The organism is Nocardia alni, assembly GCF_019038435.1.
In the GTDB taxonomy this organism is placed as follows: domain Bacteria; phylum Actinomycetota; class Actinomycetes; order Mycobacteriales; family Mycobacteriaceae; genus Nocardia; species Nocardia alni.
This window is the reverse complement of sequence record NZ_JAGPOX010000066.1, coordinates 19265-33019: the sequence shown is the minus strand read 5'-3', so window position 1 is coordinate 33019 and position 13755 is coordinate 19265. Positions and strand designations below refer to the sequence as shown.

The 13755-nt window shown below is 67.7% G+C and carries 13 protein-coding genes; 1 reads left to right on the top strand and 12 read right to left on the bottom strand.

Annotated elements, in window-relative coordinates:
• Positions 1-11: 11 nt before the first annotated feature.
• Genes JZ791_RS23905 through eccB form a run of 3 tightly spaced genes read right to left on the bottom strand, consistent with a single transcriptional unit; the run spans position 12 to position 3471 of the window.
• Positions 12-866, bottom strand: a complete 855-nt coding sequence (locus JZ791_RS23905) for a CgeB family protein (protein WP_216897445.1) — start codon at positions 864-866, stop codon at positions 12-14.
• 10 nt (positions 867-876) lie between these two features.
• Positions 877-1950: a glycosyltransferase gene (locus JZ791_RS23900; RefSeq protein WP_216897444.1), complete on the bottom strand. Its 1074-nt coding sequence runs from the start codon at positions 1948-1950 to the stop codon at positions 877-879.
• 42 nt (positions 1951-1992) lie between these two features.
• The gene (eccB, locus tag JZ791_RS23895) at positions 1993-3471 is read right to left on the bottom strand and encodes a type VII secretion protein EccB (RefSeq protein ID WP_216897443.1); all 1479 of its coding nucleotides are present in this window, start codon (positions 3469-3471) and stop codon (positions 1993-1995) included.
• A 166-nt stretch (positions 3472-3637) separates the two neighbouring features.
• Here eccB and eccE point away from each other — a divergent pair, with 166 nt between their 5' ends.
• Positions 3638-5341, top strand: a complete 1704-nt coding sequence (gene eccE / locus JZ791_RS23890; RefSeq protein WP_216897442.1) for a type VII secretion protein EccE — start codon at positions 3638-3640, stop codon at positions 5339-5341.
• A gap of 51 nt (positions 5342-5392) precedes the next feature.
• Here eccE and JZ791_RS23885 read toward each other — a convergent pair whose 3' ends face one another.
• The 9 genes from JZ791_RS23885 to JZ791_RS23845 all read right to left on the bottom strand — a co-directional run bounded on the left by JZ791_RS23885 (position 5393) and on the right by JZ791_RS23845 (position 13743).
• On the bottom strand, positions 5393-5704 hold the full coding sequence (locus JZ791_RS23885; RefSeq protein WP_216897441.1) for a hypothetical protein: 312 nt from the start codon (positions 5702-5704) through the stop codon (positions 5393-5395).
• A gap of 35 nt (positions 5705-5739) precedes the next feature.
• Positions 5740-6048, bottom strand: coding sequence for a WXG100 family type VII secretion target (locus JZ791_RS23880; protein ID WP_216897440.1), 309 nt, complete (start codon positions 6046-6048; stop codon positions 5740-5742).
• Between the two features lie 88 nt (positions 6049-6136).
• On the bottom strand, positions 6137-6925 hold the full coding sequence (locus JZ791_RS23875) for an ESX secretion-associated protein EspG (protein WP_216897439.1): 789 nt from the start codon (positions 6923-6925) through the stop codon (positions 6137-6139).
• Positions 6922-7926, bottom strand: coding sequence for a PPE domain-containing protein (locus JZ791_RS23870; RefSeq protein WP_216897438.1), 1005 nt, complete (start codon positions 7924-7926; stop codon positions 6922-6924). Before JZ791_RS23870 ends, JZ791_RS23875 begins: the two co-directional genes overlap by 4 nt.
• Before the next feature lie 19 nt (positions 7927-7945).
• Positions 7946-8251 (bottom strand): PE domain-containing protein, encoded by a 306-nt coding sequence (locus tag JZ791_RS23865; protein WP_216897437.1) that lies wholly within the window; start codon positions 8249-8251, stop codon positions 7946-7948.
• A 44-nt stretch (positions 8252-8295) separates the two neighbouring features.
• Positions 8296-9657 carry a hypothetical protein gene (locus JZ791_RS23860; protein WP_216897436.1) on the bottom strand — a complete coding sequence of 454 codons (1362 nt, stop codon included), beginning with the start codon at positions 9655-9657 and terminating at the stop codon, positions 8296-8298.
• Positions 9654-9977, bottom strand: coding sequence for a type VII secretion target (locus JZ791_RS23855; RefSeq protein ID WP_308163057.1), 324 nt, complete (start codon positions 9975-9977; stop codon positions 9654-9656). The genes JZ791_RS23860 and JZ791_RS23855 overlap by 4 nt, the downstream gene beginning before the upstream one ends.
• Positions 9978-10359: 382 nt before the next feature.
• A complete protein-coding gene (locus tag JZ791_RS23850; protein ID WP_216897435.1) occupies positions 10360-12873 on the bottom strand; it encodes a hypothetical protein in 2514 nt (837 codons plus the stop codon).
• Between the two features lie 66 nt (positions 12874-12939).
• Entirely contained in the window at positions 12940-13743 is an 804-nt protein-coding gene (locus JZ791_RS23845) for an ESX secretion-associated protein EspG (protein WP_216897434.1), read from the bottom strand.
• Between the last annotated feature and the right edge of the window lie 12 nt (positions 13744-13755).

Sequence of the window (13755 nt, the reverse complement as noted above, 5' to 3'; positions counted from 1 at the left end):
TCCTCCAATGCTCAACGCGGGCCCCAGGCGCCGGCCAGAGGGTCCAGCGCCGCGGCGGTGTGCAGTACACCGGCCAGGACGCCGGTCATGGGCCGGCGGGAGATGAGCTCGAAGCCCGCGGTCTCCAGTTCTGCCCTGGCCGCGTCGTCGCGGACCAGCTCGACGCAGGCATCCACCAGCTCGGGATAGCGGACCGCGGTGACACCCCCGCCGAGATCGTCGTCATCGTCGCTGGGGCCGACCTCGGCCACGACCGCCTTGCGGTTGCTCAGCAGATATCCGACGCGCACGGATTCCATCACCCGATATTCGGTGTGCGCGTGCAGGTTCAGCACCACCTTGGCGCGGGCGATGATCGGATCCAGTGCGCTGCCGTAGACACCGCTGACATGAACCGCCTCCAGACCCGCCCGGCGCAGCGCGGAGACGATGGCGATCCGGCGCGTGGTGCCGCCGCCGTAGAACAACACGTCGATATCCTGCTCGGGCGCCGGGGTGACGCGCCGCAGCCGCGGGTGATAGCCGAAGGGGACGTAATGCGCCGGCACCCCCCGCGCGCGCAGCTGTTCGACGTTGTGCCGCGAGTAGTCCCAGACGACATGGCGGCGCAGCACGTCCATCCGCACATGATCCGTCCGCAGGGTGTGCGCGGACACCGGCTCCAGCTGATAGACGACCGACCTGTCGGGAAAACGCCCCGGCTCGATGTAATGACCGAACACCACGTCGATGCGATCGGGGTCAGGCGCGCCGGTGTCCACGGTGCTGTGGCCGAGATCCCGCAGCGCGGCGCCGACGACGATCATCATGTCGTCGAAGGCCGGGGTGGTCCGGGTCCGGCTCGCCAGTGTGACGTTGAATTGCATTGCCGCGGGCCTAGATCGTGTAGAAGCCGTCGCCCCACAGGGTCTGCAGGCGCTGGAAGTAGTAGTCGTACTCCTTGGCGATGACCTCGGTGGAGAACTTGGATACCGCGTAGTCGCGAATCCCCTGGTAATCGAGCTTGTCGACCGATTGGGCCGCGTCGCAGAACTCGCGCAGCGTGCGGCAGCGGTATCCCTGCACGCCCTGCTGCACGGTCTCGCAGAACGCTCCCCAGTCCGTGGTGATCACGGGTGTGCCGCACAGCATGGCCTCGGCGTGGACGCCGCCGAACGGTTCGAGATACAGCGTCGGCACGAACACGCCCCGGGCCCTGCTCATCAGCTCGCCGCGTCGTTGCACGTCCACGATCCCGGCGTATTCGCCGTACTCCGGCGGGTGCCCGGCGCCGGCGACGATCAGCTTGGCGTCCAGGCGTTTACAGGTGTCGACGGCGATCTGGAAGCCCTTGGCCTCGATCAGGCGCCCGATGAACAGGAAGTAGTCGTCCTTCTCGGCGGAGAACGGGAAGTCCTCGACCTCGAAGTAGTTGGGGATCACCGCGTCGTAGAACTGGCCGCGGTCGGACATGATCTTCCCGACGGTGCTGCGCGCCCCGTGGACCGCGTGCATCCAGCTGTAGCTCTCGAACACCCGGTACTTGGCGAATACGCCGCTGTACCCGACGCCGTACTCGACGGTCTGCAGATCGGGGAAGGCCTCACCGAGGATCTGCTGACCGCCGCCGCCTATGGCGCAGATGATGTCGCGGGGTTGTTTGCGCTTGCCGATCTCGGAGATGACGCGGGCGTTGGTGAGCAGCCAGTGCCGCTCCGCGCCGTTCCAGCTGAACCAGTCGAAGCCGTCGGCGAGGGTCTTCTCGCCGAACCACTCGAGTTGATCGGCCTTGGAGGCGACGGTGATCAGCTCGGTGCAGGCGGCCTCGTTCTCCTCCGAGGCGTAGAGGAAAACCTCGTGGCCCAGGCTCATCATCATGTCGCAGAACTTGCGCACCTTCTGGGTGTAGGCGCAGGGCGAGTAGTACTTGGTGGTCTGAGTGTGCGGCAGTGCGGCTACGTGGAATCTCATCGGCTCATTCGTGCTAGTCGGTGCTTGTCTCTCGCGGTACAGCTAGCTTGATGGAGGCGGCGGCCGATCACCGCCCCCGGCCATGGGAGGCCCTCCGCCGGGGGGTGTTCCGCCGGGAGCGGCGCCCAGAGTGTCATGGGCGACCAGTGCGGACTGCCGATCCAGCATCGGACCCGACGGCAGCTGGCTGACGATCTGCCAGGGCGCCAGTTTCGGGTCGCTCAGGCCGAGTACGGCCGCCGTGGAGGTGTCGGGAATGCCGAATCGCACCCCGGTGTCGGTGACGTAGAACAGCGCCTCCCGTCGCGTGCTGTCCGGCGCGATGCCGGTGATCTGCACGTATTCACCGGTCGACGGAGGGATGTAGGCGTCGTCGGCGTACTGCTCGTGCCCGCCGTCGACCAGTGTGACCGGATGCATGGACGCGGCCAGGGGCGCCTGTGTGCCCACGAGCAGACTCAGCCGTGCGGCGGAGTCGCGCCGGCCGCGTGTCCAGTACACGCAGGCCACCGGCTGGTCGTCGGCGGAGACGATGCGCGGCTGATCCGCCGGAAATTGGTCCACCGGCAGGTCGTGTACGACCGGCACACCGGCGATGGCGTCCGGCGGGACCTTCATCATGTCGGCCTGCCCCATGGAGCCGGCGGTGCGCACGACCTGCGCGGCGAACGGTGTGAGTTTCTGCACCCCGTCCCGCAGCACCACGTACAGCGTTGTGCTGTTGATGTTGTCGACCCGGATCACCGCGCCGACAGGGACATTCGCCCATCGCACCGGGCCCGGCGACCCGGCGCCCGGGATCGTCGGCGCGGTGAGGTCCGGTGTCGCCACGCCGGCATTCAGCAGGCCGTCGCTCACCGGCCGGGGCCGCAGTCCGCGCAGACCGAGGGCGGCCACGATCGCGGTGTCGCCCATATCTATTCGGGCGTGCCTGCCGTCGTAGAGCAGATAGGTCGCGGCGCCGTTGGAGGCCAGCAGCGCCTCGTCGCCGGCCACCTCGCGGGTCGCGGAGCCGAGTTGGGGCGGGCCCGACAGGACCGTGGTCCGTAATCCGGCGGACACGTCGTCGCACAGGGTCCAGTCGGATCGGTCGCGATCCGCCGGGCCGGGCAATGCCGCCGGCACGCCGGCGATACCGAGCAGCGGTCCGCGCGGCAGTGTGGCCAGCTTGCTGTCCTTCACCGCGGTCGGCGTCTCGGGGCTGCCGGTGACCAGCCGCGCCGAGGCCAGGTTCAGCACCGGGTGCAGGGTCTGGCCCACCATGGCGTACAGCGCGCCGCTGTCCGATCCCATGATGATCTTGGCCTCGCCGACCTGACCCTGTGGATGGATGAATGCGAGCACCGCGCAGCCGCCGGTGAACAACAACGCCAGCACCAGACCGGTCATGAAAGAACGAAATTGTATGCGCATGGGGTCGTGCAGCATGCGCACATCACGGCGCACCATCGCATGATCGAAACGCTGCAACAGGAATCGGTAACCATTGACCTGCGCTCGAGTGGTCAACTGTCCGGGCACTGAAAACTCCTCCACCATTCCGGCGGTCGCGCACAACTACCGAGCATGTGAGAGGCTACCGTAATACGGGGGTGAATGCTGATGGGAGACAAGCCGAATGGGCAACATCGCAGCCACACTCCAGCAAACTGTTTCGGAACAAGAAACATCAAGGGTCCGATCTCCATTGAAATCCGGTGACGCCGGGCTGTTCCGGCGGTTTCCGCCCTCGGTGGTACTGCCCGCGAGCGCCGCTGGGGCGGTGGTGGGCACCCTGGTGATCGCATTCCACGGGCCGGTCGCGGCCGCGATCGGGGCGGGGGTCTTCGTGGCAGCATGCGGAACCGTGCGTGTGCACGGCACGAACATGTGGCGAACTGTGTTGATGCGCCTGGCATTGCAGTGGCGTAAGCGACGTCACATCGCGGCGGCGCCGGGCGAGGAGCCGTTCGACGTGCCGATTCCCGATGGCGGCGGCAGTTACGGAATGCGCTGGGACGGCCGGTTTCTGCTCACCATGTTGCAGGTCGAGCCGAAAGGGGTGTCGCCGACGCTGCTGTCCCCGACGGAGATTCGCACTCCCGACGAGGTTCCGCTGGACGAGGTGGCCCGCTGCCTGTCCCAGTTCGACATTCGCCTGGCCGCCATCGACGTCGTCGCGCTCGGGGTCCGTGCCCGCGGCGGCCACGAGGCGGTCCGGATATATGAGCGGATGCTGGGCCCGCTCCCGGCGACGGCGGTGCGCACGGTGTGGCTGGCGCTACGCTTCGACCCGCTGGACAACGCCGAGGCGATCGGCAATCGCGGCGGCGGATCCGAGGGCACCGTGCGCACCGCGGTGGTCGCCACTCGCCGGGTCGCCAACCGGCTGGCCAGGCATCGGGTCCGGGCGCGGGTGCTGACCGCCGCCGAGATGAGCGCCGCGGAATCGGCCATCCGATACGACACCGCCCCGGAACAGTGGCACGAGCAATGGCATGCGCTGCGTTGCAACGATTTCGAGCTGGCCGGATACGCCGTCCAGCCGGGTCGGCTGAACTCCGATGTGCTGGCCGGTATCTGGGCGGTTCCCGGACTGTCCACCATGGTGCGGCTGCGGGTGCGCCCCGCCGACGGTGGCGGTGCGCGCAACGTGCCGGACGGCCGGGTCGCGGTCACCGCGCTGGTCCGCCACGATACGGTCGGCCCGGTCGACGACCAGGTACGAACGACGTTGTCCGGACTGGGCCTCTACCCGCTCACCGGGGTGCAGCGGCGAATACTGCTGAACGGCGAGCAGCACGAGGCCGCCGTCTACGGCGTGCCCTCGGCCCTGTCCCAGCTGACGGTGCCGTCCGGCGGATGCGGGCAGGTGATCGGTGCGACCGCCGACGGATTCGGTGTGGCGGTGCCGTTGTTCGGGCCCGAGGTGCGGCATGTGGAGATCATCGGTGGCCTGCTGCTGGTGCAGCAGGTGACCGTGCGGGCGATGGCCCTGGGGGCCCGGGTGATCGTGCACAGCACGAGGCCGGAGGGGTGGGCGCACCTGGTCGAGCGGGTGGGCAGGCCCGAGGCGCTGTCGGTGTCGCATCCCGGTGGCGGCGCCCAGCACACCGCGGCGGCGACGATGATCGTCTACGACGGCGTCCCGTCCGCCGGGCAGGTGTCGGAGGCGACCGTCGTGCACGTGCGCGCGCCCGGTACCGCGCCCGAGGCGGCCTTCGGCGCCGACATCGCCCTCATCGAGTCCGCCGACGTGCGCGACCGGGTGCGTATCCGCACCGCGGTCGGGGATTACACGGTGCAGATGGTGTCGATCCCGGACGAGCTCCGATATGTGTCGGACGAGTATTCCTCGGCCATCGAGTTCGCGACGAGCGCGGACCGGCCGAGCCCCGTCCCGGCCGGATAACGCCCGCGGGCCCGGCGCCATCCGGTGCCGGGCCCGCGGGTAATGCGTTGTTTACCAGCTGAAGTCGCTGGCGACCTTGGTGTCGGTGGACTGCGCCCGGGACAGCGCGTCCTGCACCTGCGTCGTTCCCTTGGACAGGGTGGCGAGCAGGCTCTCCAGGTCGTTCATCAGGCTGTTGTGCTTCTGCTGGAAGGTGGCGGAGGCGCCGTTGTCGGTGCCACTGGACCACGCTTCGCCCAGCAGGTTGTTCGCCGCGTCCTGGGCGTTCTGCTTCTCGGTGGTGATCGACTTGTAGTAGGTCTGCAGCTCGCTGACCAGGTTGTCGACGGTGCTGGTGTTATACAGCATTGTGCTGTCGCTCATGACATTTCCGTTCTGAAGTCCATGGGTGGGATTTCTCAGCTGTAGCTGGAGGCCAGCGAGGTGAAGCCCGTCGAGGAATCGTCATCGGACGAGGCGGTGGCCTTCTCGCCCGAGGCGAGCGCCTCGGAGACCGCGTTCAGATCCTTGTTCACACTGCTGATCTGATCCTCGAGCTGGGTGGCGAAGGAGTTGAACGCGGTGTAGGCGGTGCCCTGCCAGCCGGACTTCGCGGCGTCCACCGAGCTGCGCAGCTGATCGATGGTCTTGTTGATGGGGGCGATGACCGCGGCGTAGGCGTTCGCGTACTTCTCGAACGTAGGGAAATCCATATAATTGGTGCTCATGAGAATCCTCTCTGGTATTGGATGATCTGATGTCGCGGAGTCACGGCTCCGGACGGATCGGAATTGCGGTAGGGGGAGTTCGGGGGAGCTACGGCATCCACCTACCTTCCGGCAGCGACTCGATCAGCGCGGCGATGACCTGCGCCGTCCTGTGGTCGCTGCCCGGGGCGAGCGTGGTCCAGGTCTGGCCGTCGGCGGTGACGCTGCCGCCGCCGATGATGCGCCCGACGGCCGTGTCGTAGACCGCGGCCGCGGCGGGGGACCGGACGGCGAGGCCGTCGCAGTGGCTGTAGCAGACGATCTCCGCCGTCGAATGCCGCCTGCGCAGGGCCGCTCCGAAGGCGACGGCGGCGTCCTGCGGGATACCGAGGTGGTAGACCGCGTCCGCATGGTCGGTGTCCGGATCGTCCAGGCGTTCGCGCAGGTCGATGGACGGAACGCTGAAGGCCGGGATGTCGGCGGGCGGGCACGGCCCCAGCGCGGCCAGCAGCGGGCGGGCCAGCGTCATGGGATCTTCGTCGGCCCACACCGTGCGCACGTCCAGCTCGTCGCCGGTGCGGATCGCGACGGCGTGGTCGAATCCGCGACGGACCAGGCAGAATCGAATCATCGTGCCGCCGCCGGGCAGAATCCGCGCGACCAGCTGGCGTTCGGGCCGGGACAGGGCGAACAGCGCGGTCGTCAGGGCCTCGTCCAGGACGTCTCCGGCGCGGTCGAGGACGCCGCGGTCGTGCAGCTCGGATACGGCGGCGAGCTGGGCCGCGGCGAACTGTCCGGCGTCGGCGTGGGCGGGACGCACCGCCAGCGCGGTCGGCAGGGTTTGGATGTCCAGGGCGGTCGCGACGGCGAGCACGCCGTCGGTGGTGAGTGTGGTCACGACGACTGCTCCGGCCTCGGCGCGGGGGCGCCCAATACCGCGGGCGCCGTGGCGAATCCGGCGTTGACCACGATCTTCTCGTGCGAGTCCGCGGCGTCGGACGCGGTCGGGCGGGGTGCGTGGGCGGCGGTGGCGGCCGCGGGCGCGGCGAATGCCGAGGCGGGCGACATCATCGGCGTATGCGTCATGGGTTGCTGGAGCGCCGGCGGGGACGTCGGCACGGGCGCGGTGGGCGTGCCCCCGGCCAGTGGCAGTGCGGACATGGCCAGTGCCTCGCCGCCGACGGGGACCGTCGGCGCCGCCGGGAACGTTTGCAGCGGGGAAAGATCCAGCTGCGGCAGATCGCTCATCGCGTGTTCCAGCTGCGGAGCGTCCGTCGTATGCCCGGAGGCGTGCGCGGCTACCGGCGTGCCGTTCGTGTGTTCGGCAAGCAGATTCGCCGCGGCGGACACCTCCGGCGCGTGATCCTGCCGCCACGGGCGGGCCAGCTGTTCGCTGGCGGTCTCGTACGAGCGCATCGCTCGCACGACCTGCTGGCGCAGGCCGTCGGCCTGGTGTTCGGCGGTGTCCAGCAGGCCGGTCAGCAGGGCGCCGGGCAGGATGCCGTGTACGAGGTTCTCGACCCCGCGGATCGCCTCGGCCACCTGCGCGAGTTGCGGAACGGTCGTGCGCGCGAGCTGATAGTTGGTCGCCTGCCGACCGGCGATCTCGGCGTTGGATTGGGCCGCGGCGGCGATCCGGTCCAGCCACCCGGCCAGCCCGGCGAGTTGATTCAAGCCGTCCGCGCTGGACGAGGACGCCCAGGCATCACCGAGCAGGGACAGCACGGCACGGAATTCCGTCGCGGCCTCTGTCAATCCGGCGGCAAGGCCGGAATACGCGAGACCGGCCTCGGTCATCGGGGTCGCGCCGTGTCCGGTGGTCACCTCGTGTACCAGCCGTTCGGGCGGGATGGCCTCCCATACGGTGCCGGTGAATCCGGGCCGAGGTGGTTCCAGCATCGTGATCACCCGCGCTCGATCAGAACAACGCGTGGAAGGCGTCGACGGCCTGGTCGTCGGTGTCGCCGAACGAGTCCGAGTGTGCTCGCAGATTGGCGGCGATCTTGCGCAGCTCGTGCGTGCCGGTGCGGTACGACTCCTGGAAGGAGCCGCCGACCTGGTCGAAGGTCCGCGCGGTATGTAGCGACACCGGGTCGAGGGCCGCGTGAGCGGGGCCCAGCGAGGGCTGCGCATCGCGCAGGCGGTCCTCCAGCTGGTCGGCGAGCGCGTCCAGTCGCCCGGCGGCCTGGCGTGCCAGTTCGTGGTCGAAAGCGAGCTTGTTCACGGGAATCTCCTTGTATCGGAGCGGATATCAGCCGGGCGGATCGGTCAGAAACCGAACGGATCGGGCTGGGGGGCGGTGTCGGTTTCGTCGGAGTCGGGGGTGATCGCGTCGGCCGTGATAGCGCCGATCACCGGCGTGGCGGCGGTGTCGTCGGTGTTGCCGACTATCTCCTTGCCGTTGCGGGCAGTGATCAGCGACGGCGGCGTGCTCGTGGTGGCGGCGATGCCCGTCTGGAATGCCGTCATCGCGCGGGCGCCCGGAATCACCGGCGGCAGCGTCTCCTCGGCCACCGCCGAGGCGGGGACGGTTTCGGCGGCGGTGGCAGGGTCCTCCGCCGTGGCGTCCTCGTTGTCGGCGAGGTCGTTGTCCTGCCAGGCGCCCATGGTGTCGGCCTTGCCGGCGCCTTGCACACTGCCGGGGTGCGTGACCGCCGTGGCGCCGGAGTTGTCGGCGAGCGCGTCGGATCGGGCCGTCGCCAGCATGGAATCGGAGATCGCCTTCGCCGATGCGGTGCCGGCCGCGGATCTCCCGATGGCCTGCTGTGCCGCGGACATCAGCGGGGTGATGGCTTGCTGGGCGACCGAGAACAGTTGTTCCAGCTCGGAGCTGGAGCTGCTGCTGGAACTGGAACTGGAACTGCTGCTGGAGTCGGAAGTGCTGCTGGAGTCGGAACTGGCGCTGCTGCTGGACGCGGTCTTGGTCCCGCCCTTGACCGATATCGAGTTGCCCTCGCGGGTCATCGTGGACGAATGCCCGACCAGCTGGGCCTTCGTCTTGGCGGTGATCGCGAGCGCTTCGCCGGCCGCCTCCACGGCCACGGCCACGAGGGCGGTCTGGCCACCCGGGGTGGCCGCCAGCGGCGACAATGCCGTTTCGGTGGTGACCAATCTGGTCGCCACCCCGGTCATCTCCGTCGCGCCGGTCGCCACGGACGTCGCCGCCGCGCCCAACGTCGTGTCGATCTTCGCGGACTGACCGGAGACGGCCGTCGAGGTGCTCGCGGCGTCTTCTCCGGCCGAGGTGGCCGCGTCGGTGCCGCTGCCCTGCATCGACTCCAGCAGTTGCAGGCCCGCCCCGCCCAAGCTCACGGCCGTGCCCAATGCCTGAACCGCGTTCTGCAGCAACGTCTGCGGGTTGAGCGATCCGTTCGCGCCCAGGTGGCCGGTGCCGAAACCGCCGAACAAGTCTGTCACCGGCTTCAGCAGGCCGTTCATATCCAGGGCCGGCAGTGGCGCCAGGCCCGGCAGCGGCGCCAGCGCATGCCCTTGCGGCACCGGAGACAGGCCCATGGTGTTCAGCACCGTGGCAACCGGCTGACCGATCAGCGGTGCGACGGGGGTGTTCTTCAGGGCGTCCAGCACCGTGGGATGCAGTGGCGCCGTGAGGTCTTCGGCGGAGCTGGTCATGTCGTGGACGATCCGGCGTCGGTGAAGCCGGCCGCGTTGTGCTGCTCGGTCTTGGAATAGGCCGCAGCCGCGGTGTGTGCGGCCGTCGAGGTGTTGTCGAAGACGTTCGCCAACTGGAGGATCGAGGAGAAGTTGTTGGCCTGCGCGTAGGCGAAGCTGGCCAGGAAATCCTGGCCGATCAGCCCGAATACCGTTGCCGCCGCGGCCACGCTGGCCGCCTGGTCGACGGCGCCCGCCGCCGCGACCGTGGTCGCCATGTTCTGCGCGATGTCGCCGTACTGCTGAAACGTCTTGGGCTGCACCTGGAGAACGTCCGTCACGGCCCACCTCCTAGAGCTGGTCTGCGTGAATATTCCGTGCGACGCACCCTTAATGCTAACGGGCGCAGTTCAATCAGCAAGTTGAAGGCCACTACCTCGCTAATCTTTTTTTTCCGGATTGTCTTCAAATTAAGACGCCTCTGATTCCGGATTGTTTTCAAGTTAAGCGGGTAAGTCTCAAGTTAAGTTGCCCTGCAAGAATTGCGGATATGTTGTAGCTGCTGTGCGGGCGGGAATGCGCCGGAAACCGCTGGCAAGATCACATGCAAGCGCGAACATGAAGAATCGAAGTAAACAAGAGTTTTCGAGTTACCGCTTCGAGGTTGAACCCGCGGCGGCCGCGCGTGGGCGCCGGTGACATCTCACCGAAACCGGTGCGAACTCACCGTTCGATGATCGGGCGTACCGTCAGCGGATCGTCGCCGATCGCCTCGTCCAGGTGGCTCTTGGAGTCCAAGGAGGAGGAACGCTTGCGATCCTTCTGCTGATTCTGTCGATTACCGGCGCCGCCCATGCCGTTCATCGGCATCATGGGCTCCTGCGCCGAGGCGTCCGCGCCGGCCCGGCTCGCCTGTGCGCCGCCCTGTGGGTCGGTCGAGGCGCCCGAGGCGCTCGGGAATTGGTTGGCCTCGGCGGTCGGGTCCTGGGACAGCGGGCCCGAGGCGCCGGGGCCGAGCGCGCCGCCGCCACCGAGACCGCCACCGACGCCACCGAGACCACCCGGGCTGCTCGCGCCCGAGATACCGCCGAGTCCGGTCGGGCCGGAGATGCCCTCCAGCGCGGTCGAATGCAGTGGCCCGGAGACGCCGCTGGCCCCGAGCAGGTTTTGCAGTAGCGAGGACAGGGCGCCCGTGGCGGAATCGCTGCTACTGGAGTCGTCGCTGCCCGTGCTGGAATCAGTACTGCCGGTGCTGGATCCGGTGGATCCGGTGCTGGAATCGCTGCTGCCAGTGGAGCTACTGGTGCTGGTGCCGCTTCCGGTGGAGCTGTCGCTGGATCCGCTCGAGCTGGACCCGGTGGAGCTGGACCCGGTGGAGCTGGTGTAGGTGGAACCGCTGCTCCCACTGGCGCTGTCGCTGGATCCGGTGGAACTGGTGCTGTAGGTCGGGGTGGAGTAGGAGGTGGTGCCGGTGCTGCTGCCGCTTCCGGTGGAGCTGTCGCTGGATCCGGTGGAGCTCGTGCTGTAGGTCGGGGTGGAGTAGGAGGTGGTGCCGGTGCTGCTGCCGCTTCCGGTGGAGCTGTCGCTGGATCCGGTGGAGCTCGTGCTGTAGGTCGGGGTCGAGTAGCCTGCGCCGCCGGTAGAGCTACTGCCGGTGCTGGAATCGCCACCGCTGGAGGAGCTTCCGGTGGCCGCTGCCTCCTCGCCCGCGGTGTAACCGGCGGTATAGCCCGCGGAGTAACCGGCGGAATAGCCGGAGCCGCTGCTGGAGCCGTTGCCGCTGCTCGTTGTGGTGGATCCGGTGGCGGATGTGCTGCTACCGCTTCCGGCGGAGCTGCTGCTTCCGCTGCCGGAATCGCCGCTGCCGCTACTCGATCCGCTGCTGGATCCGCTGGCGCCGGAGCTGGATCCGCTGCTACCGCTCGAGCTTCCACTTGATCCCGAGCTGCCTCCGCTTGCGCCGCTGCTGGAGCCGGAATCGCCGCTGCCGCTGCCGCTGGATCCGGATGCGCCGCTGGAACTTCCGCTTGCGCCGGACGCGCCGCCGGAACTTCCGCTTGCGCCGGACGCGCCGCTGGAACTTCCGCTCGCTCCGCTGGATCCTGAACTGGTTCCGCTTGCGCCGCTGCTGGATTGGGTGCCGGGGTCGGAGAAGGCGGGGACGATTTCGGCGACCTTTTGCAGGCCCGGAGGGTAGAGGTTGGTCCAGGCCTGCTGGATGTGGCTGAGGTCGTGACTGATGGAGTGACAGCCGCTCTGGGCGTAGTAGGTGCCGTCGGCGAGGTAGCCACTGCCGGAGTAGGTGCCGTATTCGCTGTTGTAGGTGTAGCTGTAGGCGACGGGCATTTGTTTGTAGATGGCCTGGAGCAGGCTCATGAGTTCGACGATGGTTTTGTACATCGCGCCCATGGTTTGGCCCAGGGAGGTGACGGCGCCGTTGACGTAGCTGTCTACGGCGCTGACGGCGGCAGAGGCGCCGGAGCCGGACCATTCGCCGGAGTTGAGGGCCTGCTGTATGTCCTCGTGGAAGGTGGTGGCCCACTCGTCCCAGGTGGACTGGACGGAGTTCCACTGTTCCGCGGCCGAGGACAGGGAAGCGCTGTTGTCGGTGATGGATTCGCCGATGTAGATGAAGTCTTGGAGGGTGAAGGAGGTGCCGTCTTCGGCTTCGTCGGCGATGGTGGTGGCGTAGCTGTCGGCGGAGACGAGGTCGGCGGAGCCGGTGCCGCCGAGGCTGTAGCCGGTGGATCCGGAGGAGCCGGAACCGTAGGTGGAGTTGTAGTCCGGTGGGCTGACGGTGGAGGAGTCGCTCTCGATGGTGGTCGATCCGGTGGAGCCGGGGTCGAGGGTGTTGAAGGTGTCGGCGCTGGTGTCTTCGCTGCTGGAATAGGCGTTGGCGGCGGCCTGGAAGGTTTCGCCCATGTCGGTGACGATGAGTTTGTGTTGGTAGAGATCGTTGTAGAGATCGGACCATTTATCGATCAACAGGGTGCGGAAGTTGGCGGCCGAGCCGATGGCGTCGGTGCTGCTGTCGCTGCTGTCGGTGACCAGGGGTTTGGTGGGGGTGGCCAGCGAGCCGACGGAGTTCATCATGGATTCGATTTTTCCGAGCAGGGTTGAGCAGGCGTTGTAGCAGGTGACCGCGACGGCGCTGTTGAACATCAGGTCGCCGTCGTTGGCCTGGGTTTTCAGGTTCGGCCATTGTGAGTCGTCGGTCCCGGTACCGGATGCCGTCACCACACACTCCCATAATTTGTTCTACGCCAACGACTTCCGCTCGAGCCGGATCGTGGAGAGGCCCGGCTAGTCGCTGAAGATGCTCGTCCGCGCGATGCCCTCCTGGGACTCGTCCTGCACCATCCGCAGCATCTCGGCGATTCCCCGATCGATTCGCTGTCGCATGTCCTGGGCATCGATGCCGACCGCCGCGATCGGCGGGTCCAGATCGATGAGATAGCGCCCGTCGCCCGGATGATCCTCCCAGAACAGCCGTTTCACCGTCTTCATACCCTGCGGCCCGAACTTCGATTTGCCCTGCCGGACCTCGATGATGCCGACGGTCGTCCGGGGCGTGCTCTGCCAGCGTTTGCTCTGGTAGGCGTCGTCGTCGCCGTCGTCGTAGAAGCTCGACCGGCCGTGGCTCCACTGGTCCGCGGCTCGCATGCTTTCCGTGTCGCCGTAATTGGTCAGCTCGACACGCCCCTGCGATCCGGCGGGCATCTCGGGCAGGCTGTCGACCAGAACGGACGACAGTGACTGCGCGTCGCATTCGACGATTCGATAGCTGTCGCAGCTTTGGGCGCTGCGCTCATAGATGCCCTGTATGACGACGGCGCGAGCGCCACATCGGTTGCCCACCAAGAAGTATCGGCTCGCGGTAGCACTGATGTCGCGGCCGTCCCAGCATCTGATCTGCACCCTGGTATCCGGGTTGCCGGCCTTGGTGATCGCGTCGGCCAGATCGGGATCCCAGATCGTCTGCAATCTGTTCCACGTGCGGGCCTTCTCGTGCAGGAACTCGATGCGGCTGCGGACCGGACCTATATAGGTGAAGGGCCAGGGCAGGTAGCGATCGAGCAGTCGATCACGCAGGACGATGAACTCCATGTCGGTGAGGGT